This window comes from Kitasatospora sp. NPDC094028 (genome assembly GCF_049543595.1).
In the GTDB taxonomy this organism is placed as follows: domain Bacteria; phylum Actinomycetota; class Actinomycetes; order Streptomycetales; family Streptomycetaceae; genus Kitasatospora.
This window is the reverse complement of sequence record NZ_JBMVFA010000028.1, coordinates 26557-50160: the sequence shown is the minus strand read 5'-3', so window position 1 is coordinate 50160 and position 23604 is coordinate 26557. Positions and strand designations below refer to the sequence as shown.

26 protein-coding genes are annotated in these 23604 nt (G+C 76.1%); 11 read left to right on the top strand and 15 right to left on the bottom strand.

Translation table 11 applies throughout. The annotated features are described in order from the left end of the window. Positions 1–29: 29 nt before the first annotated feature. Positions 30–449 carry a PPOX class F420-dependent oxidoreductase gene (locus tag ACPC54_RS31120; protein ID WP_498969593.1) on the top strand — a complete coding sequence of 140 codons (420 nt, stop codon included), beginning with the start codon at positions 30–32 and terminating at the stop codon, positions 447–449. A 42-nt stretch (positions 450–491) separates the two neighbouring features. Here ACPC54_RS31120 and ACPC54_RS31115 read toward each other — a convergent pair whose 3' ends face one another. Beyond that, complete coding sequence (locus tag ACPC54_RS31115) at positions 492–1271, bottom strand: oxygen-binding di-iron domain-containing protein (RefSeq protein WP_498969591.1); 780 nt, start codon at positions 1269–1271, stop codon at positions 492–494. 178 nt (positions 1272–1449) lie between these two features. On the opposite strand from ACPC54_RS31115, the gene ACPC54_RS31110 reads away from it, so the two are divergent. From ACPC54_RS31110 to ACPC54_RS31100, 3 genes are all read left to right on the top strand, one after another. Continuing rightward, positions 1450–2115, top strand: a complete 666-nt coding sequence (locus tag ACPC54_RS31110) for a PadR family transcriptional regulator (protein WP_498969590.1) — start codon at positions 1450–1452, stop codon at positions 2113–2115. Further along, on the top strand, positions 2112–3599 hold the full coding sequence (locus ACPC54_RS31105) for an FAD-dependent monooxygenase (protein ID WP_498969589.1): 1488 nt from the start codon (positions 2112–2114) through the stop codon (positions 3597–3599). The genes ACPC54_RS31110 and ACPC54_RS31105 overlap by 4 nt, the downstream gene beginning before the upstream one ends. A 71-nt stretch (positions 3600–3670) precedes the next feature. Beyond that, on the top strand, positions 3671–4684 hold the full coding sequence (locus tag ACPC54_RS31100) for a glycoside hydrolase family 113 protein (protein WP_498969587.1): 1014 nt from the start codon (positions 3671–3673) through the stop codon (positions 4682–4684). Between the two features lie 12 nt (positions 4685–4696). On the opposite strand, the gene ACPC54_RS31095 is transcribed toward ACPC54_RS31100, so the two are convergent. Together ACPC54_RS31095 and ACPC54_RS31090 are read right to left on the bottom strand one after the other, a co-directional pair. Further along, positions 4697–5506 (bottom strand): hypothetical protein, encoded by an 810-nt coding sequence (locus tag ACPC54_RS31095; RefSeq protein ID WP_498969586.1) that lies wholly within the window; start codon positions 5504–5506, stop codon positions 4697–4699. Between the two features lie 115 nt (positions 5507–5621). Beyond that, on the bottom strand, positions 5622–5879 hold the full coding sequence (locus ACPC54_RS31090; protein WP_498969585.1) for a ribosomal protein L7/L12: 258 nt from the start codon (positions 5877–5879) through the stop codon (positions 5622–5624). Positions 5880–5983: 104 nt separating this feature from the next. Between ACPC54_RS31090 and ACPC54_RS31085 the strand changes: the two genes are divergently transcribed. From ACPC54_RS31085 to ACPC54_RS31070, 4 genes are all read left to right on the top strand, one after another. Continuing rightward, positions 5984–6391 (top strand): PIN domain-containing protein, encoded by a 408-nt coding sequence (locus ACPC54_RS31085; RefSeq protein ID WP_498969583.1) that lies wholly within the window; start codon positions 5984–5986, stop codon positions 6389–6391. Positions 6392–6502: 111 nt separating this feature from the next. Continuing rightward, the gene (locus ACPC54_RS31080; RefSeq protein WP_498969581.1) at positions 6503–6655 is read left to right on the top strand and encodes a hypothetical protein; all 153 of its coding nucleotides are present in this window, start codon (positions 6503–6505) and stop codon (positions 6653–6655) included. A 56-nt stretch (positions 6656–6711) separates the two neighbouring features. Then, complete coding sequence (locus ACPC54_RS31075; protein ID WP_498969712.1) at positions 6712–8901, top strand: heavy metal translocating P-type ATPase; 2190 nt, start codon at positions 6712–6714, stop codon at positions 8899–8901. Continuing rightward, on the top strand, positions 8898–9395 hold the full coding sequence (locus ACPC54_RS31070; protein WP_498969580.1) for a copper chaperone PCu(A)C: 498 nt from the start codon (positions 8898–8900) through the stop codon (positions 9393–9395). Before ACPC54_RS31075 ends, ACPC54_RS31070 begins: the two co-directional genes overlap by 4 nt. A gap of 67 nt (positions 9396–9462) precedes the next feature. Here the strand turns inward: ACPC54_RS31070 and ACPC54_RS31065 are convergent, their stop codons facing one another. Next, positions 9463–10245: an NAD(P)-dependent oxidoreductase gene (locus ACPC54_RS31065; RefSeq protein ID WP_498969578.1), complete on the bottom strand. Its 783-nt coding sequence runs from the start codon at positions 10243–10245 to the stop codon at positions 9463–9465. Positions 10246–10310: 65 nt separating this feature from the next. Here ACPC54_RS31065 and ACPC54_RS31060 point away from each other — a divergent pair, with 65 nt between their 5' ends. Beyond that, positions 10311–11228 carry a LysR family transcriptional regulator gene (locus ACPC54_RS31060; protein WP_498969576.1) on the top strand — a complete coding sequence of 306 codons (918 nt, stop codon included), beginning with the start codon at positions 10311–10313 and terminating at the stop codon, positions 11226–11228. Positions 11229–11290: 62 nt separating this feature from the next. Continuing rightward, positions 11291–11821, top strand: coding sequence for a cupin domain-containing protein (locus ACPC54_RS31055; protein WP_498969574.1), 531 nt, complete (start codon positions 11291–11293; stop codon positions 11819–11821). Between the two features lie 152 nt (positions 11822–11973). Here ACPC54_RS31055 and ACPC54_RS31050 read toward each other — a convergent pair whose 3' ends face one another. After that, positions 11974–12840, bottom strand: coding sequence for a universal stress protein (locus ACPC54_RS31050; protein WP_498969573.1), 867 nt, complete (start codon positions 12838–12840; stop codon positions 11974–11976). 435 nt (positions 12841–13275) lie between these two features. Between ACPC54_RS31050 and ACPC54_RS31045 the strand changes: the two genes are divergently transcribed. Then, the gene (locus tag ACPC54_RS31045; protein WP_498969711.1) at positions 13276–14973 is read left to right on the top strand and encodes a sensor histidine kinase; all 1698 of its coding nucleotides are present in this window, start codon (positions 13276–13278) and stop codon (positions 14971–14973) included. A 9-nt stretch (positions 14974–14982) separates the two neighbouring features. Here ACPC54_RS31045 and ACPC54_RS31040 read toward each other — a convergent pair whose 3' ends face one another. From ACPC54_RS31040 to ACPC54_RS30995, 10 genes are all read right to left on the bottom strand, one after another. Continuing rightward, a complete protein-coding gene (locus ACPC54_RS31040; RefSeq protein ID WP_498969572.1) occupies positions 14983–15936 on the bottom strand; it encodes an ankyrin repeat domain-containing protein in 954 nt (317 codons plus the stop codon). 106 nt (positions 15937–16042) lie between these two features. Continuing rightward, a complete protein-coding gene (locus ACPC54_RS31035) occupies positions 16043–16207 on the bottom strand; it encodes a hypothetical protein (RefSeq protein ID WP_498969571.1) in 165 nt (54 codons plus the stop codon). Then, on the bottom strand, positions 16204–16665 hold the full coding sequence (locus ACPC54_RS31030) for a pyridoxamine 5'-phosphate oxidase family protein (RefSeq protein WP_498969570.1): 462 nt from the start codon (positions 16663–16665) through the stop codon (positions 16204–16206). The genes ACPC54_RS31035 and ACPC54_RS31030 overlap by 4 nt, the downstream gene beginning before the upstream one ends. 97 nt (positions 16666–16762) lie before the next feature. Continuing rightward, complete coding sequence (locus ACPC54_RS31025) at positions 16763–17479, bottom strand: response regulator (RefSeq protein WP_498969568.1); 717 nt, start codon at positions 17477–17479, stop codon at positions 16763–16765. A 154-nt stretch (positions 17480–17633) separates the two neighbouring features. Then, positions 17634–18167, bottom strand: coding sequence for a hypothetical protein (locus ACPC54_RS31020; protein ID WP_498969567.1), 534 nt, complete (start codon positions 18165–18167; stop codon positions 17634–17636). Positions 18168–18270: 103 nt separating this feature from the next. Then, positions 18271–20040 carry an aa3-type cytochrome oxidase subunit I gene (ctaD, locus tag ACPC54_RS31015; protein ID WP_498969710.1) on the bottom strand — a complete coding sequence of 590 codons (1770 nt, stop codon included), beginning with the start codon at positions 20038–20040 and terminating at the stop codon, positions 18271–18273. A 243-nt stretch (positions 20041–20283) separates the two neighbouring features. Next, a complete protein-coding gene (locus ACPC54_RS31010) occupies positions 20284–21168 on the bottom strand; it encodes a Vgb family protein (RefSeq protein ID WP_498969566.1) in 885 nt (294 codons plus the stop codon). A 93-nt stretch (positions 21169–21261) separates the two neighbouring features. Then, positions 21262–22368 (bottom strand): winged helix DNA-binding domain-containing protein, encoded by a 1107-nt coding sequence (locus ACPC54_RS31005; protein WP_498969565.1) that lies wholly within the window; start codon positions 22366–22368, stop codon positions 21262–21264. After that, a complete protein-coding gene (locus tag ACPC54_RS31000) occupies positions 22365–23084 on the bottom strand; it encodes a glycerophosphodiester phosphodiesterase (protein ID WP_498969563.1) in 720 nt (239 codons plus the stop codon). The genes ACPC54_RS31005 and ACPC54_RS31000 overlap by 4 nt, the downstream gene beginning before the upstream one ends. After that, on the bottom strand, positions 23081–23524 hold the full coding sequence (locus ACPC54_RS30995; protein ID WP_498969562.1) for a hypothetical protein: 444 nt from the start codon (positions 23522–23524) through the stop codon (positions 23081–23083). The genes ACPC54_RS31000 and ACPC54_RS30995 overlap by 4 nt, the downstream gene beginning before the upstream one ends. Positions 23525–23604 lie beyond the last annotated feature (80 nt).

Here is a 23604-nt window from a genome sequence, read left to right as displayed (position 1 = left end):
GGGCGGCCCGGGGCCTCTAGACTTCCGCCATGACCACGCCCGACCCCGTCGACCCCGCTGCCTCGGACCGGCTCGCCCGGATCGTCCGGCTCTCCTCCGGCAGCTACCTGCTCGTCACCACCTACAAGAAGGACGGCACCCCGGTGCCGACCCCGGTCTGGGTGGTCCGCGACGGGGAGGCGCTCGGCATCTGGACCGTCGCGGACTCGTGGAAGGTCAAGCGGATCCGCAACCGCGCCGACGTGCTGGTCGGCCCCTGCGACGTCAAGGGCCGCCCGACCGGCGAGCAGTACCCGGCCACCGCCGAGCTCCTCGGCCCCGAGCGCACCGCCGCCTACCGCACCCTGCTGCGCCAGAAGTACGGCCTGCTCGGTGTGCTCACCCTGCTCGGCAGCCGGCTGCGCCGCGGCGACCGCGGCACGGTCGGCATCCGGATCACGCTGGCCTGACCACCCGGCAGCGGGCGGGCCCACGCCCGCTGCGCCCGGGCTCTACGGGTGCGGGCCCGCCAGCGCGCTCGGGCGGGCCGCGAACTCCGACTCGGGCCCGAACCGCTCCAGCATCGCGTCCGCGAGCGCGTTCAGCGCCGCCGCGCCGTCCCCGTGGAACGACGAGCCGTGCATCACCGCGAGCGTGCGCGGGCGCAGCTCGGCGAGCGCGCGCAGGGCGTCCGTGGCGGCCGTCAGGCAGGACGTCTGCCGGAACAGCTCCTCGGAGCGCAGCGCGGGTTCGACCAGGTCGTCGCCGGTGACGGCGGGCCCGTCGCCGAGGTGGGTGAAGAGGTCCCCGCAGAACAGCGTCCGGGTCTCCTCCTCGAACAGCACCCGCGCCTCCCAACCGTGCGGCACGTGCGGGGTGTTGACGTTGCGCACCCGCCGGCGCACCTGCCGACCGCCGAGGTCCAGCAGTTCCCCGTCGTCCATCGGGACGGGCGGCCGGTCGGCGAGGTCGTTGAGCGAGACCGTGCAGCCGAGCGTGTTGTGCGCGACCAGGGCCCGCGGCGCGGCCGCCAGGAACTCGTTCATCGCGCCGCACTCGTCCGCCTCGACGTGCCCGAAGGTGACCCAGCGCAGCCGCTCCAGCGGCACCACCCGGCCGATCTCCGCCGAGACGGCGGGGAACAGCGACCGCATGCCGGTGTGGAAGATCAGCGGCTCCTCGGCGTCGATCAGGAACTGGTTGAACGTGAACCCGGCGGGCGGGGCGATCTCCGGGACGAAGGTCGAGACCCGGTAGATGCGCTCGGCGATCTCGTCGATGCGTGTCTCCATGGCCCCGTTGCCTACCCGAGTCCCGGCCCGCCGTCCGGTCAGCCGGGGCGGGACATGCCGGGCGGGTCCCCGGTTCGGCGGTGTGCGCCGGGCGCGGTGCGTCGGCCGGTCGCTTGCATATAGTCGGATCCGGCTATTAGGGTCCGACTACCACGTGACCGCGTCGATCGGAGCACACATGGCGAAGCGAAAGATCTCCAACACCCTGGCGCTGGCCGTCCTCGGCCTGCTGCAGGAACAGCCGATGCACCCCTACGAGATGGCGACCACGCTGCGGGAACGCCACAAGGACAGCAGCTTCAAGGTCAACTCCGGGTCGCTGTACGACACCGTCGAGTCGCTGGTCCGGCACGGCTGGATCGAGCCGGTCGAAACCGGGCGTGACGGCCGGCGGCCCGAGCGGACGGTGTACGCGCCCACCGAGCTCGGCCAGGGCGAGTTCGTGCAGTGGATCGACGAACTCCTCCGCACGCCCGTCGCCGAGTACCCCAAGTTCCTGGCCGCGGTGTCCTACCTCGGCGCACTCGGCCCCGAGCGGGCCGCCGCCGCACTGCTCGAACGGGCCGACCACCTGGCCCGCCGGATCGCGGAGACCGACGCGGTGCTGGCCGACACGGTCGGCTCCGGGCGGGTCCCCCGACTGTTCATGATCGAGACCGAGTGCGCCGTACACGCCTGGGAGGCCGAACTGGCCTGGACCCGGCGCACCGTCGCCGAGATCCGCGACGGCAGCCTGTTCTGGCCGAAGCTCGAACGCACCGAACAGGGCTGGACCTGGTCCGTCCCCGACGCCGGCGCCGGTGCCGGTGCCGGTGCCGGCACCGAGGAGGGAACCGCCCGATGACCGAGGTGCTGATCGTCGGAGCCGGCCCGGCCGGCCTGTTACTCGCCGCCGAACTCCGCCTCGCCGGCATCGACACCGTCGTGCTCGAACGCCACCTGCGGCGGCCTGACCACTGCCGGGGCTTCAACCTCAACGCCCGCGCCCTGGACCTGCTGGCCCGGCGCGGCCTCGCCGAAGGGCTCGTCGGCGAGGGCCGGCCGGTCCCGCACGCCGCGTTCGCCGGCCTGCCGGTGACCCTCACCCTCGCGGGCGCCCGCACCGACCACCCGTTCACGCTGGGCATCCCGCAGACCCGGGTCGAGGAGGTCCTCGAAGCGCACGCCCGCGACCTGGGCGCCGACCTCCGGCGCGGGCACGAACTGCGGGCCCTGGCCCAGGACTCCGAGTCCGTCACCGCCACGGTCGGCGCTCCGGACGGCGGCGAGTACCGCATCCGGGCGGCCTACCTGGTCGGCTGCGACGGCGGCCGCAGCACCGTCCGCAAGCAGGCCGGCATCGACTTCCCGGGTACCGCGTCGACCCGCTTCACCCTGCTCGGCGACGTCGAACTCGCCGACCCGGAGGCACTGCCGTTCGGCCCGACCACCGGCCCCGGCGGCAGCGTCTTCGTCATCCCCCGCCCCGGCTACGTCCGGATCCTCACCACCGACCCGCAGCCCCCCGCCGACCGGGACACCCCGGTCACCCTCGACCTGCTCCGGAGCGCCGTCGACGCCGCGCTCGGCCGGCACGTCGAACTGCGCGGCCCGCGCTGGCTGTCGCGCTTCGGCAACGCCGCCCGGCAGGCGGCCGAGTACGTCCGCGGCCGGGTCGTGCTCGCCGGGGACGCCGCGCACATCCACCCGCCGGCCGGGGCCATCGGCGTCAACGTCGCCCTCGACGACGCGTTCAACCTCGGCTGGAAACTCGCCGCCACCGTCCGCAGCACCGCGCCCGCCCACCTGCTCGCCGGCTACCACGCCGAACGCCACGCCGCCGGCGCGCGCGTCCTGGCCGACACCCAGGCGCAGTTGCTGCTCGCCGACGCCGGCCCCGGCCTCGGTCCGCTCGTCGACCTGCTCGCCCGCGTCGCCCGCCACCCGGACGGCAACCGCGCCTTCACCGAGACCATCACCGGGCTCGACACCCGCTACCCGATGCACCCCGACACCGGCCACCCCTGGCTCGGCCGCCTCGCCCCCGACCTCGCCCTGGACACCGGCGACGGGCCCGTCCGCCTGAGCTCGTTGCTCGCCCCGGGGCGCGGCCTCCTGCTCGACCTGACGGGCGGCGGCGCCCTGCGCGAGGCGGCGGCGGCCTGGGCGGGCTGCGTGGACGTCGTCACCGCGGCCTGCCCCGACCACCCCGGGCTCCGGGCCGTCCTGCTCCGCCCGGACGGGCACACGGCCTGGGTGGGCACCGAAGGGCACGAGGATCCGGACGGGCTCCGGCAGGCGCTGCGCCACTGGCACGGCGCGGGGACGCCGGTGGCCACCGCCGTCTGAGCACCTCCCCCGGGGCGGCGAACCGCCCGAAGCCGCCCCGGGGTGATCATCGGTGCGGTAGAACAACACCCATGAAGATCAAGGGCGTCACCTACGACACCGGCACTCCGACCGTCGACGGCTCGGTCACCCGCCCCGGCCTCACCGCGGACACCGTGGAACGCGAACTCGCCGCCATCTCAGGCGACTTGCACTGCAACGCCGTCCGCCTCACCGGCAACGACCCGGCCCGACTGCGGCTCGCCGCCGAGACGGCCGCCCGGCTGGGCCTCGCCGTCTGGCTCTCCCCCATGCTGCCGAACGCCGACGAGGCCACGACCCTGGCCGCGGTCGAGGAGGCGGCCCGGATCGCCGGTGACCTCCACCGCACCGGCGCCGACGTCACCCTGGTCGTCGGCTGCGAGTGGACCCTCTTCCTGGCCGGCCTGGTCCCCGGCGCCGACGTCGTCGCCCGCCTGGCCGCCCTCTCCGACCCGATGAGCTGGGCCCCGGAGTTCTTCGCGGCCGGCCCGCCACCGGTCCGCCTCAACGCCCTGCTGGCCACCGCCGTCACCACCGCGCGCCGGCACTTCACCGGCCCCCTCACCTACGCCGCCGGGCTCTGGGAGGACATCGACTGGACGCCGTTCGACCTCGTCGCCGTCGACGCCTACCGGGACGCGGGCAACGCCGCCACCCTCCGGGCCACCCTCGAAGCACTGCACCGGCACGGAAAGCCGCTGGTCGCCGCCGAGTTCGGCTGCGCCGCGTTCACCGGCGCGGCCGCGTACGGCGGTTCGGCCTGGACCCTGGTCGACCGGACGGACGGCACCCGCCGCCCGCGCGCCGGCCTGGTCCGCGACGAGGAGGCCCAGGCCCGCGAACTCGTCTCCCTGATCGAGCTGTTCACGGCCGCCGGGCTCACCGGCGCGTTCGTCTTCACGTACGTGACCCCGGCCTACCCGGCCGCCGAGGACCCGCGGGACGACCTCGACACGGTCGGCTACGGCCTGGTCCGCTCCTGGCCGGAGGGCCGCACCACCCCCAAGGCCGGCCACGCCGCCGTCGCCCGCGCCTACGCGGCGGGCACGACGGGCACGCCCTGACCGGAGCCCCGCTCAGACGTGACAGTGCACGTTGACCAGGAGCGTGTCGCCGGGCAGGTCCGTCAGATACCCGCTGATGTGGTCGTAGCCCGGCGCCAGGTCCGGCTCGTGCGGGCAGGCACCGCTGTGGCAGGCACCGTGCAGGCCCGGGCCGCCGTCCTCGTACCACCAGCCGTCCAGGGTCAGGACGTTGCGCCGGTGCAGGGCTTGGGCCGCCGTGGAGGCGACGAACTCCGCGCGGGGGCGGCCGCCCACGTCCGCGAGCGGGTCCGGCAGCCAGAGGAACGCCCCTCGGAAGCGCTCGGTCGGCAGTGACCTCCGGTAGTCCGCGAACGCCCGCAGAAGGGGCTGGGCGCCGAAGTCCTCGTAGGCCTGCTGGGACGAGTAGGTCATGGCATCGGCATGATGGCGGGCGAGGTAGGACTCCAGGGGCCGGGGCGTCGGCAGCTCCCCCGCGAGCTCGTGCCAGCGCCGCCACACCGCGTCGGCCAGCTCGGCGGCCTGCTCGCGCGTGGCGGTGAAGTCGAGCAGCTCGCGGGGCCCGCCCGCGCACCAGCCGAAGTCGTTGGGCACCGGCACGTGCCCGGTCAGCCACCGGTTCGGGAACTCGTGCAGCAGCCGGGCGTCCCGTTCGTGACCGGGCAGGACGTTGAACCCGCCGCCGTGCACCGTGCCGCCGGTGATGCGCCAGGAGTCCCAGATGTCCAGGTCCGCGCCGCCCGTGCAGTCGAGCTCGAAGGGGGCCATCGCCTCGCCCACCGCCTCCTCCACTCGGCCGGCTTCCCGCGCGGGCAGACACACCGTGATGCTCATCCTGGCCATGGCGGCATCAGACCACTGCGCCCGCGCCGCCGACCAGCGGTTTTACCCGGTCCCAGCCAGTCGGCGCGTCCGCGCGTCCGCGCGGCCGAGGCGCCGGACCCGGCCGTCGCCGTTCTCAGCTCCACGAGGGCCGGATCTCGGCGGCCGCGCCCACCCGGCGCAGGTCCTCGACCAGCCGCTCGGCCCGGCTCTCCTCCGCCTCCTCCAGCAGCGTGGCCGGCAGGTCGCCGAGCAGGACCTTGCTGTGCCACAGGCTCAGCCCGGTGTGCCGGTGGATCACCTTCACCGTCTCCAGGGCCTGCGGGCCCGCGTCCGTCAGCACGACGTCGTCGGGCACGTGGTCGCAGACCAGCTCGACGTACCCGTCCGTCATGACCGCTCCTCGGATCGCCGGTTTCCCCGGAGCGTAGGCGCCGCCCCGCCGGCCGTTCCACCGGATTCCGGTCGGGCGGCCCGGAGGTGGCAGGCTTGGCCGCCATGGAGCACGAGGAAACGGGCGCCGCCGAGCGGCCGCTGCTGGTCGTCGACGGCGCGAACGTGGTCGGGTCGGTGCCGGACGGCTGGTGGCGGGACCGGCGCGGCGCCGCCGAACGGCTGCGGGACGCCCTGGTGGCCGTGGCGGAGCGCGGCCTGGCGGAGCTGCCGGGGCCGCTCGACGTGGTGCTGGTGGTCGAGGGCGCCGCCCGGGGCGTCGCGGGCCTGCCCGAGGTCCGGGTGGTCGAGGCGAGCGGCAGCGGCGACGACCGGATCGTGCAGCTCGTCCACGCCGCCCGCGCCGCGCACCCGGACCGCGACTGCCTGGTGGCCACCGCCGACCGCGAGCTGCGGGCCCGCGTCACCGCGCTCGGCGCCGCCGTCACCGGGCCGCGCAGCGTCCGCCCCTGACCGCTCGCGAGGCCGCCCGCCACCCGCCCGAACGATTTCCGACCGTCCGGGAACCACACCCCGCTCCCGTCCGACTGCTGAACCGTGAATGCGAAGTCGTTGAGTGTGCTGGTGGGATTCGCCCTCCTCCTGGTCGCGGTGTTCGGCACCGCCTACGCCGTGGGCCGGCAGGTCGGCCCGGTGGCGCCGGGCCTGCGCCCGGCGGGTGGCGGTGGCGGGGTGGCGCCGGGGATGGGCGGGCACGACATGGGCGGGACGAATTGAGCGCGCTCGCGGAGCCCGGGGCCGCGTTGGTGAGCACGGATCTGGCGGTCGGCGGGATGACCTGCGCGGCCTGCGTGGGCCGGGTGGAGAAGCGGCTGGCCCGGATCGACGGGGTGAGCGCCGGGGTGAACCTGGCGACCGGCCGGGCACGGGTGCTGCACCCGGCCGGCGTGCCGGTCGCCGAGCTCGTGGCGGCGGTCGAACGGGCGGGGTACACGGCCGAGTTGGCCCCGGCCGGCGCCCCGCTGACGCTCCCCGCCGAGGAGCCGGACGAGCTCCGCCGGCTGCTGCTCACCGCCGTGGCGGCCGTCCCGGTGCTGGTGCTCTCGATGGTGCCGGCACTCCAGTTCACGGCCTGGCAGTGGGTCTGCTTCGCGCTCGCCGTCCCGGTGGTGACCTGGGGTTCGGCGGGCTTCCACCGCCGGGCCCGGCGCGGCCTGCGGCATGCGACGGCCACCATGGACACCCTGGTCAGCCTGGGTGTGGTGGCCTCCTTCGGCTGGTCGGCGTACGCCCTGGTGTTCGGCGGCGCCGGGGATCCGGGCATGCGGATGCCGTTCTCGCTGACGGCGTCCGGCGGCGCCGCGCACGTGTACCTGGAGGCGGCGGTCGGCGTCCCGCTGTTCGTCCTGGCCGGGCGGCTGCTGGAGGCCCGGGTGCGGCGCAGCGGCGGCTCCGCGTTGCGGGCGCTGGCCGAGCTGGGGGCGAAGGAGGTGTGCGTCCGTTCGGCGGACGGTTCCGAGCGGCTGCTGCCGGTCGAACTGCTCCTGCCCGGGCAGGAGTTCGTGGTGCGTCCGGGCGAGCGGGTGGCCACCGACGGCGTGGTCGTCGAGGGCGGTTCGGCGCTCGACCTGAGTCTGCTGACCGGCGAGAGCGTGCCGGTGGAGGTGGGCCCGGGGGACGCGGTGGCGGGCGCGACGGTGAACGTCGGCGGCGCGCTGGTGGTGCGGGCCACGGCGGTCGGCGCCGACACCCAACTGGCGCGGATCACCGCGCTGGTGGCCGAGGCACAGGCCGGCAAGGCGCGGGCGCAGCGGCTGGCGGACGCGGTGGCCGGGGTGTTCGTGCCGTGCGTGCTGGCGGTCGCGGTGTGCGTGCTGGGCTTCTGGCTGGGCGCGGGCGCGGCCCCGCAGGCGGCGGTGACGGCGGCGGTCGCGGTGCTGGTGGTGGCGTGCCCGTGCGCGCTGGGCCTGGCGACGCCGACCGCGCTGCTGGCCGCCACCGGCCGGGGCGCGGAGCTGGGCGTGCTGGTGCGCGGCCCGGAGGTGCTGGAGAGCCTGCACCGAGTGGACACCGTGGTGCTGGACAAGACCGGGACGCTGACCACCGGCCGGATGGCGCTCACCGCCGTCACGGCCGTGGACGTCGACGGCCTGGCCGAGGAGGACGTGCTGCGGCTGGCCGGGGCGGTCGAGCACCGCTCCGAGCATCCGATCGGACGGGCCGTCGCGGCGGCGGCGCGCGAGCGCTGCGGCGAGCTCCCGGCCGTGGCGGGCTTCGCGGCCACCGCCGGGCTCGGGGTGTCCGGGACGGTCGAGGGCCGGGCCGTCCGGCTGGTCCGCCCGGACGCGGCCGCCGGGCCGCTGCCGGCCGGGCTGGCGCGCGCGGTGGCGGCGGCCGGGGACGCGGGCCGCACCGCCGTCCTGGTGGAGCTGGACGGGCGGGGCGCGGCGGTGCTCGCGGTCGGCGACACCGTGCGCGCGGGCAGTTGGCGCGCGCTGCACCGGCTGCGCGGCCTCGGTCTGGAGCCGGTCCTGGCGACCGGGGACGGGCCGGGCGCGGCCCGGGCGGTGGCGGCGGAGCTCGGCATCGAGCGGGTGCACGCCGCCGCCTCGCCGCAGCGCAAGGCCGAGGTGGTGGCCGAACTGCGCTCCGCCGGGCGGACGGTGGCGGTGGTCGGCGACGGCGTCAACGACGCGGTGGCGCTCGCCGGGGCGGATCTCGGGGTGGCGCTCGCCTCCGGCAGCGACGCGGCGATCGGCGCGGCCGGGCTGACCCTGGTGCGGGGCGACATCGAGGCGGTGGTGGACGCCGTCCGGCTGGCGCGGCGCACGCTCACCACGATCCGGGCGAACCTGCTCTGGGCGTTCGGCTACAACCTGGTGCTGATCCCGCTCGCGGCGGTCGGCCTGCTGAACCCGATGCTGGCGGCGGTCGCCATGTCGCTCAGCTCGCTGCTCGTGGTGGGCAACAGCCTGCGGCTGCGCACCTGGCAGCCGGCGCGTGGAAGGGCGGTGCGGCGATGACGGCCCTGCGGCGGCTCAAGTCCCTCGCGCCGGTCGCGCCGACGCTCGGCGCGGCCGCCCTCGCGCTGGCCCTGCTGACCGGCTGGACGGCGGTCGGCGGCGCCGGCCGCCCCCGGCCGGTCGAGGTCGCGGGCCCGGGCTGGGTGCTCCTCCCGACCGCCGGCGCCGCGCCGGCGACGGCGGCGTTCTTCACGCTCCGCAACCCGGGCGACGTCTCCGACGAACTGGTCTGCGCCGACTGGCAGTTCGGAAGCCGGGTCACCCTGAAGCGGCACCTGCACCAGGGCGCCGCGGGCCGCTGGGAGCCGGTCTCCGCGCTCCCGGTGCCGCCGGGCGGCGAACTGGTCCTGACGCCGGAGGACGCCGATCTGATGATCGCCGACCCGCCGCCGCTGACGGCCGGGCAGTGGGTGGAGTTCACCCTCACCTTCCGCCACAGCCCGGCGCTGCGCGTGTCCGCCCAGGTCCTCCCCCCGGGCGCGCGGCCGCGCTGACGGTGGTGGCACCGGGGCCCGGCCCGCCCGCTCCCCCGAGCCGGGCGGGCCGGGCCCCGACCGGCGGCTACCGCCGCAGCGCCGTCACCACGGACGCCAGGTCCAGGTCGGCGATCGACGGGTCCGCGAGCAGCACCTCGCGGGCCGCCGTCAGCACCGGACCGCCGCCCGCCAGGGCGAGGTCCTTGGCCGCCAGCCGGACCGGGAAGTCCGACTCCGTGCTGCGCGCCCGGGCGAGCGCCCCGGCGAGCGGGGTGGTCGACAGCGCCTGCAGGGCCTGCTCCTGCGGCACGCCCAACTCCTCTGCCACCGCCAGTACTTCACCGATGACGGTGACCGATGCCACGATGCCGCCGATCACCACCACCTTCAGCGCCGCGCCGGTGCCCGGGCCGCCGCAGCGCAGCACCGTGCCGAGGTGTTCCAGGACGGGCTGCGCGCGGTCCAGGTCGGCCTCCTCGCCGCCGGCGAGGACGGTCAGGCCGCCGGTGGCCGCCGGGCCGACGCTGCCGAGCACGGGCGCGTCGACCATGCGGACGCCGTCCGGCAGCCGGTCGCGCAGCTCGGCGGCCGCGCGCGGGCCGATCGAGGACATGTCGATCCACAGCGCGCCGGGCGCCAGCGCGGGGGTGAACCGCCCGGCCACCTCGGCCACGGCGGCCGGGTCGGACAGCATGGTGATGACGAGGTCGGCTCCCCGTACGGCTTCGGCCGGTGTCGCGGCCTCGCCGAGGTCTTCGGCGCGGCCCGGCGAGCGGTTCCAGACGGTCAGAGCGTGGCCGGTGGCGGCGAGGCGACGGGCCATCGGCCGGCCCATGCGGCCCAGCCCGAGAAATGCGATCTTCTTCATGGCCTTCACGCTAGGCAGGCCCGAGCCACGCGACAAGCGAATGTCCGGCATGGTATCCATGCGGAATGGACATGGCTTGGCTGGACGTCTTCCGTACCGTCGCCCACCTGGGCTCCTTCACCGCCGCCGGGGAGCGTCTGGGCTACACCCAGTCCGCGATCTCCCGTCAGATCGCCACGCTGGAAGCCGAGTTGGACACTCCGTTGTTCGACCGGCTGCCCCGCGGGGTGCGGCTGACCGAGCACGGGCGCGCCCTGCTGCCGCACGCCGAAGCGATGCTGGAGCGCCTGGACACCACCCGGCGCGACCTGACCGCCCTCACCGAGCTGACGGCCGGACGGCTGCGGGTCGGTGCCTTCGACAGCGCCAACGTGGCGCTCGTCCCCGGCGCCCTCGCCGCCTTCCGCTCCGCCCACCCGCAGGTGGCGATCAGCCTGACCGAGGGGCTGTCCGCACCCCTGCTGGACCTGCTGGCCGACGGCGCGATCGACCTCGCCCTCCTCGCCACCTACCACGCCGACGCCGAACTCGCCGACGAGACCGGTCAGTTCGATCTCTCACTACTGGCCGAGGACCCGGTGCTGGTCGCCCTGTCCCGCGGCCACCGGCTGGCCGGGCGGCGGCGCCTGCGACTGGCCGAGCTCGCCGACGAAGCGTGGATCGCGGCCCGCCGCCAGCCGGAGTCCACCCTGCTCGCGTCCTGCGTGCGCAGCGGCTTCCAGCCCCGGATCGAGTACGCCGTCGCCAACTGGACCGCCAAACTCGGCCTGGTCGCCGCCGGGTTGGGCACCACCCTGATCCCGTCCCTGGCCGCCCGCGCCGCCCGCCCGGACATCGCCCTCGTGCCGCTCCACCCGGACGACACCCCGGTGCGGCACGTGTACACGGCGGTGCGGCGGGGGCAGCGGGTGCCGCCGGCGGTGACGGCGTTCACGGCGCTCCTGCGGGCAGGGGTGGCGGCGGGCGGCCCGTCCTCGAATTGACCCGTCAAAACGATGATCGATTGCCCCATGATCATGGGTCTATCCGGTCCTAGCCTGGTCACATGACGACGAAGCCGAACACCTCCCCGATCCTGGCCCGCCACACCGAGGCCGAGACCTGCGCCGACCCGAGCGCCACCATGACCCTGCTCGCCGAACCCTCCCCCGCCGAGGGCGGCTTCACCGTCTACCGCTCCGTCTTCACCGAGGGCGCCGCCGGGGCGCCCGCCCACTTCCACACCCGGGCCTGGGAACTGTTCTTCGTCGTCAGCGGCTCGCTGCGCGTCCTGGTCGGTGAGCAGGTCACCGTCCTGGACGCGGGCGACTTCCTGGCCGTGCCCCCGCACACCCCGCACGCCTTCGCCGCCGCCCCGGGCGGCGGAGCCGACGTCCTGTTCCTCTTCACCCCGGGCACCGAAGAGCGGCCCGACGCGACGCGGCCCGGCATGGACCGCTTCGACTACCTGCGCCTGCTCGGCAGCGTCATGCGCGGCGAGGCCAGCCCGACCGCGATCGCCGCCTCCGCCGACCGCTTCGACAACCACTACGTCGACAGCCCCGCCTGGCGCGCCGCCTTCGCCGACCGGGCCTGAGCGGACCCGAGCCCGCACCCACCGGGTCGGACGGCGGCACGGCCCGCGCGCGGTCGGCGTGCACGGCGAGGCCGCGCCGCCCGGCCCGGGGAGCAGGGCCCAAGGCCGCACCCGCACCGGGCCGTCCGTCCCCGATCACCCGGGGCGGCCGGTCACCAGTGCGGCACGACCGCGACCGGCGCCGCGGCGTGGTGCAGCACCGCGTGCGCGACCCGCCCGAGCCGCGGCCCGAACTCCACCGGCCGGTGCCCCCGGCCGACGACCACCAGCGCCGCCCCGGCCGAGGCCTCGACCAGGCCGCGCGCCGCGCCGAGCCGGACGTCCTCGACCACCTCGACGGCCGGGTGCTGCTCGCGCGACCCGGCCAGGGCCAGCGACAGCAGCTTCGCCTCCAGCGCCTCCAACTGGCCGACCTCGCCCGCCGGCACGACGCCGCCCGCGTAGCCGAACAGAGGCGGCAGGTCCCAGCCGTGCACGGCCCGGAGCCGGACGCCGCGCAGGGCGGCCTCGCGGAACGCGAAGGCGAGCACCTCCTCCTCGGGGCCGTGCGCGTCCACGCCGACGACCACCTCGCCGCCCGCGCCCGCGCCGCCGCCGCTCGCGGGCTCCTCCCGCACCACGACGACCGGCGCCGCGCTGCGCCCGGCAACGGCCATGCCGACCGAGCCGAGCAGCAGTCCGGCGAAGCCGCCGAGGCCGCGCGAGCCGAGCACCAGCAGTTCGCTGTCGGCGGCGGCCGCCACCAGCCCGTCCACCGGCGCGTCCAGCACCACGTCGGTCCGCACGTCCAGGCCCGGGTGGCGCCCGCGGACCTCCTCGGCGGCCGCGGCGAGGAGGCGCTGCGCGGCGGCGGGCAGGTCGTCGGGCTCGGCGTAGGAGGCGACGCCGTCGGTCAGCCACGGCCAGGCGTGCAGCAGCCGCAGCGCGGCCCCGCGCCGCAGCGCCTCCTCGGCGGCCCAGTGGGCGGCGGCGGTGCTCGCCGGCGATCCGTCGACTCCGGCCGCAACGATCGACGTCATGACTTCCTCCACCTGTTCCACGTGTTCCACGCATCTCGGACACCACTGCCGTCCCGGACCGCCACTGCCGTCCCGGACCGCCGCGGCCGGTCCGCCCTGACGGCCCGTCCGCTGCTGCCCCCACCCTGGCGCCGCCGCCGGGCCCGCCGCCAGTGCCGCAAGGCCCGCGCGAACGGGACGAAAGCCCCGTTCGCCGCAGCCCTCGACCGGCCGCCGTCCCCGCCGCCCGCCCGGCACCCGAGGACAGCGCGGCACGCCGCTCCGACTATCTTGTAGTCCGGCCATTCTCGCTGGTCGGACGGCATCCCGCCGCCCGCCGGCCGGAGAGCACCGGCCAGGTCGGCGAGGGCGAGGAGGACGGCGGTGCGCGGAGCGGACGGCAGCGCGGCAGGGGCCGACCCGACCGAGGTCGGCGCGGCGGGCGGCGGCGCACGGGTGCCCCGGCTGCGCCTGGACGAGCTGCTGGAGGAGCTGCAGTGGCGCATCGACGCCGCGCGCGGCACCAGGGACCGGGTGCACAGCCTGCTGGAAGCGGTGCTGGCGGTCGGCCGCGAGCTGGACCTCGGCCAGGCGCTGCACCGGATCGTCGAGGCCGCCGCCGACCTGGTCGACGCCCGCTACGGCGCCCTCGGCGTGATCGGCCCGGACGGGCACTCGCTGTCGCAGTTCCTGACGGTGGGCCTGTCGGACGAGGAGATCGCCGAGATCGGCCCGCCGCCGGCCGGCCGGGGCATCCTCGGCGAGCTGATCCGCGAGCCGCGGCCGCTGCGCTGCCCGGCGCTGCCCGAGCACCCGGCCTCGGTGGGCTTCCCGCCGAACCACCCGCCGATGCACACCTTCCTGGGGGTGCCCGTGCGGGTGCACGGCGAGGTGTTCGGCAACCTGTACCTCACCGACAAGCGCGGCGGTCTGGACTTCGACGAGGACGACGAGGCGGTGATCGCCACCCTCGCGGTCGCGGCCGGGGTCGCGATCGACAACGCCCGGCTGTACGAGGAGGCGCAGCTGCGTCAGCGCTGGCTCCGGGCGAGCACCGAGATCACCCGCAGCCTGCTGTCGGGCGCGCCGCGCCTGGAGGTGGTGGAGCTGATCGCCGGCCGGGCCCGGGAGATCGCGGGCGCCGAACTCGCCGACGTCTCGGTGGCGTTGGCCGCGCCGGACGAGCGGGCCGAGGAGCTGACGGTCGAGGTCGCACTCGGCGGCGAGCCCACCGCGCGGCTGGGCGTGACGGTGCCGGTGGACGGCACCCTGTCCGGCGCCGCGTACGCCTCCGGCTCACCGGCGACCAGCGACGACCTGGCCTGCGACACCCGCTTCCCGGCCGGCCCGGCGGGCCGCTTCGACGGGCTGGGCCCGGCCGTCGCCGTGCCGCTGGGCACCGGGCCGGGGTACGGGCGCGGCGTCCTGCTGCTGGCCCGGGCGCAGGGGCAGCCCGCCTTCGGCCCGGAGGAGACCGGCCCGCTGCTGGGCTTCGCCGACCAGGCCGCACTCGCCCTGGAGCTGGCCGAACGGCGGCGCGACGCGGAGCAGTTGACGCTGCTGGAGGACCGTGACCGGATCGCCCGGGACCTGCACGACCTGGCCATCCAGCGGCTGTTCGCCACCGGCATGACGCTGCAGAGCGCGGGCCGGCTGATCGAGAGCCCGGCCGCCGCCGACCGGGTCGCCCGGGCCGTCGCGGACCTCGACGAGACCATCAAGATCATCCGCTCGACCATCTTCGGCCTGCGCGCCCGCGGCGAACCCGACCGCGGCCTGCGCGCCCGCGCCACCCGCGTCGTCACCGACGCCCAGGCGACGCTCGGCTTCGCCCCCCGGCTGAGCATGGAGGGCCTGCTGGACACCGACGTGCCGCAGGAGCTCGCCGAGCACGTGGTCGCCGTCCTCGCCGAGGCCCTCAGCAACGCCGCCCGCCACGCCCACGCCTCCCGGGTCGAGGTCACCCTGCGCGCCCTCGCCGGCCGGGTGACCCTGACCGTCACCGACGACGGCGTCGGCACCCCCGGGGGTGGCCGCCGCAGCGGCCTGCGCAACCTCGCCGAACGCGCCGCCCGCGTCGGCGGCGCCTTCCGCCTGGCCCCGGGCGAATCCGGCGGCACCGCCCTCACCTGGGAGGCGCCCGTCAGCCCCTGAACGGACCGGTCAGCGCGCCCAGTAGTCGACGTCGGGCAGCCGTATCCAGACCTCGGCGGGGCCCGTGACGGCACGGGCGTCCACCGGGTCGAGGCCCGCGAAGGCACACGCCGCGGCGACGGCCCGGTGCCGGTAGAGGTAGCCGGCCAGCACCTCCTCCGCGCTGTCGCCGGGGCGGGGGTCGCCGCCCGGGTGGAGGTCCCAGCCCTCCTCGGCGCCGCCCCGGAAGACGTTCCCCTGGTTGCCGCTCTTGGGATTGGCGTAGAGGCCGTAGCCGACGGTGCCGGCCGTCAGCCGGGCCATCACTCCGGGGGTGAACGGGGTGAAGCCCCAGGGCTGGGTGACGACGCAGCCGCCGGGCACGGTCGTGACACCGGCGACGAGCAGGCCTTCGTCCGTCGCGAACGCCCGCGGGTCGTCGAGGAAGTCGGCCATGAACCCCTCGTCGGCCGGCACCGCGTCCAGCCGCCGTATCGCCTCCGCGGCGTCGATACCGGCGACGCAGGCGAGCCCGGTGCCCTCGTAGTGGAAGTCCCCCAGCGCCGCGACGAGTCGGCGGCCGCGCTCGGCCGCGGCCCGCTCCGCCGCCGTCAGGCCCGGCCGCCCCTCGGGCACCGGGAACAGCCCGGGCACCGGACCGGCCAGGGCGAGCCGGCCCGGCGACCAGCCGCCGAGCTGCGGCCGCCAGGGGTCGGCACCGGCGGCGACCAGGGCGCGGGCGTTGTCCGGCCGGTCGGCCAGCACGGCCTCCCACAGCGCGCTCGCCCCGTCCTCCACCGCGTCCACGTCCGGGACGCGGCGCGCCAGTTCGGCCACCACCTCGGGCGAGCCGTACACCGCCGCCCGGTGCAGGGGGCGCCACCCCCACCCCGCCCCCTCCGGGTCGGCGCCCGCGTCGAGCCGCGCCCGGATCCCGTCGACGTCCCGCCAGCCCTCCCGGCCCACACTCTCCCAGCCCGTCATCGCGCCGCACCGCCCCTCGTCGCCAGCGAGCGGGAGGCCCTCGCGCCCCCACTCGTGCGCACACGATCGCACAGGGGTCCGACAACGCCCGGCCGGTGGCGTTCCGTCAGGCCCGGAAGGCCGCCGGGCGGTACCGCGGGTCGGGGCGCGGGAGGTCCTGGTCGGGGAGGGCGGCGAGGGCCCGGGTGGCGGCCCCGGCGGCCGCCCGGCCCCGGGGCTCGCCGCCGCGTGGGGCGTGGTGGCGGCGCGCCCCGGCGTCGTAGTCGATCATCCTTGCTCCCCGTCCTCCCGCTCCCCGTCCTCCCGCTCCCCTCCGGCAGTGAACCGGACGGCGGCCGGGCCGGGCAGGCGGCTCGACGGAAGCCGCCGCCCGGTGACGAGTTCGGGCCGGATGCGGATCTCGACCTCGACGGCATCGGCGGCGGGCCGGGCCTGGGCGCGGCCGAGGACGGTGACGCACCAGCCGGAGCCGTCCGCCGCGTCGACCTCGTCGGCCTCGAAGGCGATCACGGCGCCGTCGACCGCGCGGGCCAGTTCGGAGTCGGCTCCGGCGGTCAGCAGCACGCCGCCGGGGGCGAGCCGGAACGGAACCGGCAGGACGGCCGGCAGGGCCCCGATGGTGTAGACCACCCGGCCGACCGTCGCCCGGCCCAGCAGTTCCAGCGCCCGCTCCGGGCCGAGGTCCAGCAGGCCGTCTTCTTCCTCGTACAGGTCGCGATCGCGGTTCATACCGGCGATGGTCACCCGCCCCCGGCCGCCGCGGCGAGGGCCGATGGTCCCACCCGGCCGGCCGTCCGGCCCGTGCCCGTCGCCGGCCCCACGGCCGTCAGAACCGCCCCGGCCGCAGCGGGGACGACGGCGCGGCGGCGGCCTGGCGCATCTCGGTGGCGATCAGGGCGGCCTGCACCCGCCGCTCGACGCCGAGCTTGGCGAGCAGCCGGGAGACGTGGTTCTTCACCGTCTTCTCGGCGAGGTAGAGCCGTTCGCCGATCTGTCGGTTGGTCAGGCCCTCGCCGATCAGCGCCAGCACCTCCTGCTCGCGCGCGGTCAGCGCCGGTCCGGCGCTGGCCGGCCGGGCCGGTTCGGCGTCGCTGCGCAGCCGGTTCAGCAGGCGGGTCGCGGCGCCGGGGTCGAGCATCGAGCGGCCGGAGGCGACGGTGCGGACGGCGGCGACCAGGTCGGTGCCGCTGATCTGCTTGAGCACGTAGCCGGCGGCGCCGGCCATCACGGCGTCCAGCAGCGCTTCCTCGTCGTCGAAGGAGGTGAGCATCAGGCAGGCCAGGTCGGGCATCCGCGAGCGCAGTTCACGGCAGACGGAGACGCCGTCGCCGTCCCCCAGGCGGACGTCCAGCACCGCCACGTCGGGCCGCAGCGCCGGCACCCGGACGAGCGCCTGTTCCGCGGTCGCGGCCTCGCCGACCACCGTCAGGTCCGGCTCGCCGTCCAGCAGGTCGTGCACACCCCGGCGCACCACCTCGTGGTCGTCCAGCAGGAACACCCGGACCGGCGCCGGAGCCCCGGCACCCTCCGTCTTGGTCGCCATCACTCGGCTCCACCTTCATCACCCCCGCGCCCAGCCGGCGGGGCCCAGGGCATCATCACCCACCGCCGCCACCCGGCCCAGGGCCCAACGACCCCATTCCGGCCACCTCGCACGGGGCCGCAGTGCCCGTCGCCAGGGCCCGGAGTGCGTCGCCTCACCGCCCCTGCCGCCGCACGCTGCCCAGGCCCGCCGCCAGGAACACCAGCGCCACCCCCACGCCGCTGCCCGCCGCCAGCACGACCCGGGTCCCGACCGCCCCGCCGCCGGAGAGCAGCACGGCCGCCGCCCCGAGCGAGGCGACGGCGGCGCCGACCACCAGCCACCCGGCCAGGCCGACCGCGGACGGCCGGCCGCCGCGCGGCGCGGGCCCGGCGTCCAGGGCGATCCACCGCTCGTCCGCCTCCCGCTGCTCGACCCGTCGCTCCCGCAGCGCGCGCAGCCGCAGCGCCACGCCGCCGACCAGCCCGGCGAGGGCGATCTGGGCGGCGGGCCGCCAGTCCGTCAGGGCGAGCAGCAGCCCGCCCGCGACGGCGAGGGCCGCCCACCAGAGCACGCAGGCGGCGGCCGCCGTACGGGTGGAGCGGGGCCGGTCGGCGCCGGCCTGGAGGTCGGCGATGGCGGGCAGGTACCAGACGCAGCCGCCGGCGCTGAGGGCGGCGGTGCCGATGGCGAGGACGCTGTGGTTCATGGGCCGGCCTTCCGAGACGAACCGATGCGGGCGGAGAGGGGGATGCGAGGAGCGCGGGACCGCCCCCGCCCGCCCGCGACCACGCACGGGCGGGGGCGGCGTCTCACGGCCGGGGGTCGCCCGAGCCGGCCGAGGACCCCGGCCGGGCGGCGGCCCGGACCGCCGCCCGGCTCAGCGGCCGGTCGTACTTCGCCGGCTCCACGTCCGCCAGGTGGGGGGCCGGCCTGCCGGTGTTCTCCAGGGCGTCCCGCGCGGCGATGTCCGGGTGGTGCAGGTCGAACGCCGGGGATTCGGAGCGGATCCGCGGCAGGGTGGTGAAGTTGTGCCGCGGCGGCGGGCAGGAGGTGGCCCACTCCAGCGAGCGGCCCCAGCCCCACGGGTCGTCCACGGTGACCTTCTCGCCGTACTTGGCGGTCTTCCAGACGTTGTACAGGAAGGGCAGGATCGACAGCCCGAGCAGGAACGAGCCGATCGTCGAGACGGTGTTCAGCGTGGTGAAGCCGTCCGATTCCAGGTAGTCGGCGTACCGCCGCGGCATGCCTTCCGCGCCGAGCCAGTGCTGCACCAGGAAGGTGGCGTGGAAGCCCACGGTGAGCGTCCAGAAGGTGATCTTGCCGAGGCGCTCGTCCAGCATCTTGCCGGTCATCTTCGGCCACCAGAAGTGGAAGCCGGCGAACATCGCGTACACCACGGTGCCGAACAGCGTGTAGTGGAAGTGCGCGACGACGAAGTACGAGTCGGAGACGTGGAAGTCGATCGGCGGGGCGGCCAGCAGGACACCCGTCAGACCGCCGAAGAGGAAGGTGACCAGGAAGCCGACGGTCCACAGCATCGGGGTCTCGAAGCTCAGCGAGCCCTTCCACATGGTGCCGACCCAGTTGAAGAACTTCACCCCGGTCGGGACCGCGATCAGGAAGGTCATGAAGGAGAAGAACGGCAGCAGCACCTGCCCGGTGACGTACATGTGGTGCGCCCAGACCGTGACCGACAGGCCCGCGATGGCGACCGTGGCGGCGATCAGGCCGGAGTAGCCGAACATCGGCTTGCGGCTGAACACCGGGATGACCTCGGAGACGATGCCGAAGAAGGGCAGCGCCAGGATGTACACCTCGGGGTGGCCGAAGAACCAGAACAGGTGCTGCCACAGCATCGCCCCGCCGTTGGCCGGGTCGAAGACGTGGGCGCCGAACTTGCGGTCCGCCTCCAGCGCGAACAGCGCGGCGGCGAGCACCGGGAAGACCAGCAGCACCAGCACCGAGGTGAGCAGCACGTTCCAGCAGAAGATGGACATCCGGAACATGGTCAGTCCGGGGGCGCGCATGCAGATGATGGTGGTGATGAAGTTGACCGCGCCGAAGATGCTGCCGAAGCCGGACAGGGCGACACCCATGATCCACATGTCGGAGCCGATGCTCGGCGAGTGGACGGCGTCGGACAGCGGCGCGTAGAGGAACCAGCCGAAGTCGGCGGCGCCCTGCGGGGTGAGGAAGCCCGCCGCCGCGATCAGCGAGCCGCCCATGAACAGCCAGTAGGCCAGCGCGTTCAGCCGGGGGAAGGCCACGTCCGGGGCGCCGATCTGCAGCGGCATGATCCAGTTCGCGAAGCCGGTGAACAGCGGCATCGCGAACAGCAGCAGCATGATCGAGCCGTGCATGGTGAAGGCCTGGTTGAACTGCTCGTTCGACAGGATCTGGTTGCCGGGCCGGGCGAGTTCGGCGCGCATGACCAGGGCGAGGACGCCGCCGATCAGGAAGAACGCGAACGAGGACACCAGGTACATGGTGCCGATCGTCTTGTGGTCGGTGGTGGTCAGCAGCCTGACCACGGCCGAACCGGGCCGCCTGGCCCGAACCGCCTTCTCCGAGCGGGGAATCGGCGGGAGGGTGGGGTCGCCCTGTGCCTGCGTGGCGCTCAAGGACGCACTCCTTCGGAACGTCGTGCGGATGATGGCGTCCCATGATCCGAACGCACGACCGCCGCGCCCCAGGGCCGTTGGGCCCGGCTCCCCGGGGCCGCTGGGCCCGTCTTCCGGGCCCCCGCCCGGGCCCTCCCGCCCGGGCCCCACCCCGCTCGTCGGTCCATGGACGGACGGTTGCGCCCGCCGGCCGACGTGCGGTCAGACGCTCAGGCGGAGGATCTGCCCGCGCTCCAGCGCCGCGTATACCGTGCCGTCCGGGCCGACCGCGATGCCGTGCGGCTCGGCGCCCGGGCCGGGGACCGGGTGGCCGTCCAGCCGCCCGTCCGGGTGCAGCACCCCGATCCGGCCGGCGCCCCACTCGGTGAACCAGAGCGTGCCGTCCGGCCCGGCGGCGATCGCGTGCGGCTTGGCCGCCCGGTCGGCCAGCGGGTGTTCGGTGACCTGCCCGTCCACGGTGATCCGCCCGACCAGCCCGCCGCCGATCCCGACGTACCAGAGCGCGCCGTCCGGGCCCGCGGTGAGGCCGACCGGCGCGGTGCCCGGGGTGGGCAGCCGGTGGACCGTCACCTCGCCGTCCAGGGCGATCCGGGCCACGGCGTCGGCCTGGTTGAGCGTGCACCACAGCGCGCCGTCCGGCCCGGCCGTGATCATCGAGGGGAACGCCCCGTCGAGCGGCAGCGGGTACTCCGTGACCTCGCCGTCCACCGTGATCCGGCCCACCCGGCCGGCGTTCAGCTCGGTGAACCAGAGTGCGCCGTCCGGCCCGGCGGCGATGCCGTACGGGCCGGCGCCCTCGGTGCGGACCGGGAACGAACCCGCCTCCCCGGCCTCCGTGATCCGCCCGATCCGGTGGTCGCGCATCCGGCTGAACCAGAGCGCGCCGTCCGGGCCGGCGGTGATCACGGCCGGGCCGCACTCTGGCGCGCCGAGGCCGTACCGCCGCACCTCGCCGTCCGCCGACAGCCGCCCGATCTCGCCGCTGTGCACCAGCGTGAACCAGACGTCCCCGCCGGGCGCCACGGTGACGCCGTACGGCCCGGCGCCCTCGGGCGCCGCGTCGATCAGTTCCATGCCCCGTCGCATGCGCATCCCCTCCCGGCAGTCGCGACGTCCGTCGCGTCGGCCATGCTCACACGTCCGCCCGGCCTCCGCGAGCGAGTTGTGCCCGCGCCGGCCTCAGGCCGGAGCCTCCACCCGGACGGATCCGCCGCCGCCCGCGAAGGCTCGGACCCGCCGCGCCTCGGCCTCGGCGCCGTCCCGGTCGGCCGGCGCGAGCGGCACGAACGGCTGCACGACGACGTCCTGCTCCGCCGTCAGCCGCCACGTCCCGGCCACCAGCCCGTCCACCAGCAGGGTGCCGTGCACGATGCCGTTCTGCGTCATCACCCGCCCCCGGTACTCCTCCGGCAGCACCCGGCCGCGGTCGGCGTGCGAGAGCAGCAGGTTGTCGAAGGGCGCGACCAGCCGCACCGGCGCCGGGACGTCCTCGGCCGGCCGGGGCGCCTGCGGCAGGTCGTAGAGCAGCCGGCCCTGTTCGTCGCGGAAGGTGAGCAGCCGCGGCGCGAGCCGGGCCAGCACCGCGGCGAGGCCGGTGAGGCCGCTCCACTTCGTCAGGTCGGCCGGGCCGGCCGGGCCGAAGGCCGCGAGGTAGCGCAGGACGAGGCCGTCCAGCGCGGGCGAGGGGTCGAGCGGGCGGCCGAGCCAGGCCTCGGCGGTGGTGTGGGCGGCCGGGCCACCGTGCCCCCACACCCCGCGCGGTGGCACCTGGACGAGCGGCAGCAGGCAGCGCGCGGCCTGGGCCAGGGCGGCCGGGTCGCGGTCCGGGCGGCTCCGGGCGAGCGCCGGGCCGAGCTGCTGGAAGGTGCGCGGCTGCGCCTCGACCAGGCCCCGGGCCTCGGCGGCCAGGGCGGCGAGGTCGAGGCCGGCCAGCCGCTTGCCGTAGGTGGTGCGCAGTGCCCGGTCCAGGACGGGCTGGAGCAGCGGCCGCAGGGTCAGGCAGTCCTCGGCGGTGACCAGGTGGATGGTGCCGCGCTGCAGGGCGATCCGGACGACGGCCCGCTGCTCGATGAGCGTGCTGAGCCCGTCCGGGGTGAAGCCGTCCAGCCGGGAGAGCAGGCCGAGGTACGGGGGCTGCGGCGCGGCCTGGGCCTGCAGCCCGCCGAGGTGGTGGACCAGCTCGGCGGGCGGCAGGTCGGTGCGCTCCAGCAGGTGCTGACGGGCGAGCAGTGCGCGCCCCAACGCCCGGGTGGTCAGCACCGGTTGGCCGCCCGAGGGGCCACTCACCGGCGGCCGTCCAGGACGGAGCGCAGCACGCCGATCCGGTTGCTGGTGATCGAGGCGACGCCGGTGTCGCGCAGTCGGCGCATGGTGCGCCGCAGGTCGGCCGTCCAGGTGGAGACGGCGAGCCCGGCGTCGGCGGCGTCCCGTACGAGCTCGGGGGTGACGAGGCCGAACGGCGGGTTGAGGCAGCGCGGGCGCAGGTCGTCGAGCAGGGCGCGGCCGGGGAGCCGGGGCTGCTTCCAGGTGAGCGCGATGTCGGCGGTGGGGCTGAGGGCGCGCACGGCGAGCATGGCGGTGGCGGGGCCGCAGAAGGCGACCTGCCGTTCGGCGCCGAGGCCGGTGACGACGGACCAGGTGGCGGCGGCCGGGCCGGGGTCGTCGAGGTCGATCAGCAGCCGGGGGCCGTTCGCGGCGGCCACCGCCTTGACGGCCTCGGCGAGGGTGGGGACGGCGAGTTCGCCCCGGCGCAGCTCGTCCAGCTGCTCGGCGGTGACCCGGTCGACGGCGCGGGCGTCGCCCCAGAGCCGTTCCAGGGTGGGGTCGTGCAGCAGCACGGGCACCCGGTCGCGGGTGAGCTGGACGTCGACCTCGACGGCGTCGGCGCCGGCGGCGAGCGCGGACTCGATCGAGGGCAGGGTGTTCTCGCGGTACCGGTACGGGTCGCCCCGGTGGGCGACGGCGAGCGGCTTCCAGGTGCGGGTCTGTCGGGTGGTGCTCATCGGATCCTCCCCGCGAGCCAGGGGGTGAGGTCGTGCACGCCGATGCCCTCGCGGTAGCTCGGCTCGCCGGGGACGGTGACGACCAGGGTGCTGGACGCCGGGAAGGTGCGCGCCTTGACCTGGACGAGGCCCTTCCAGACCGCGTCGACGAACGCGGGGACGCTGTCGCGCGCGACGTCGAAGGCGATGCCCTCGACGGTGACCACGGCCTCGTCGTGGGTGAACAGCCGGACGTCGACGGCCGGGCGGCCGCCGAACTCCAGCAGGGCCTCGTGCGGGATGGCGTCCAGCTCGCCGGGCCCGTCCGCGCCGACCAGTCCGGCGAAGGTCTGGTCGCGCCCGATGTCGTGCTGGGCGCGGACCTCGCGGCCGTGCCGCGCGGCCACGGCCTCGATCGCGAGCACGGCGCTCTGGGTGGTCGGCAGCTTCGGGTGTGGCATCCGGGGCGGGCCTCTCCTTCGGTACTCGTTCGGTGCTCGTTCGGTGCTCGTTCGGTGCTCGTTCGGCGGACGAACGGGCG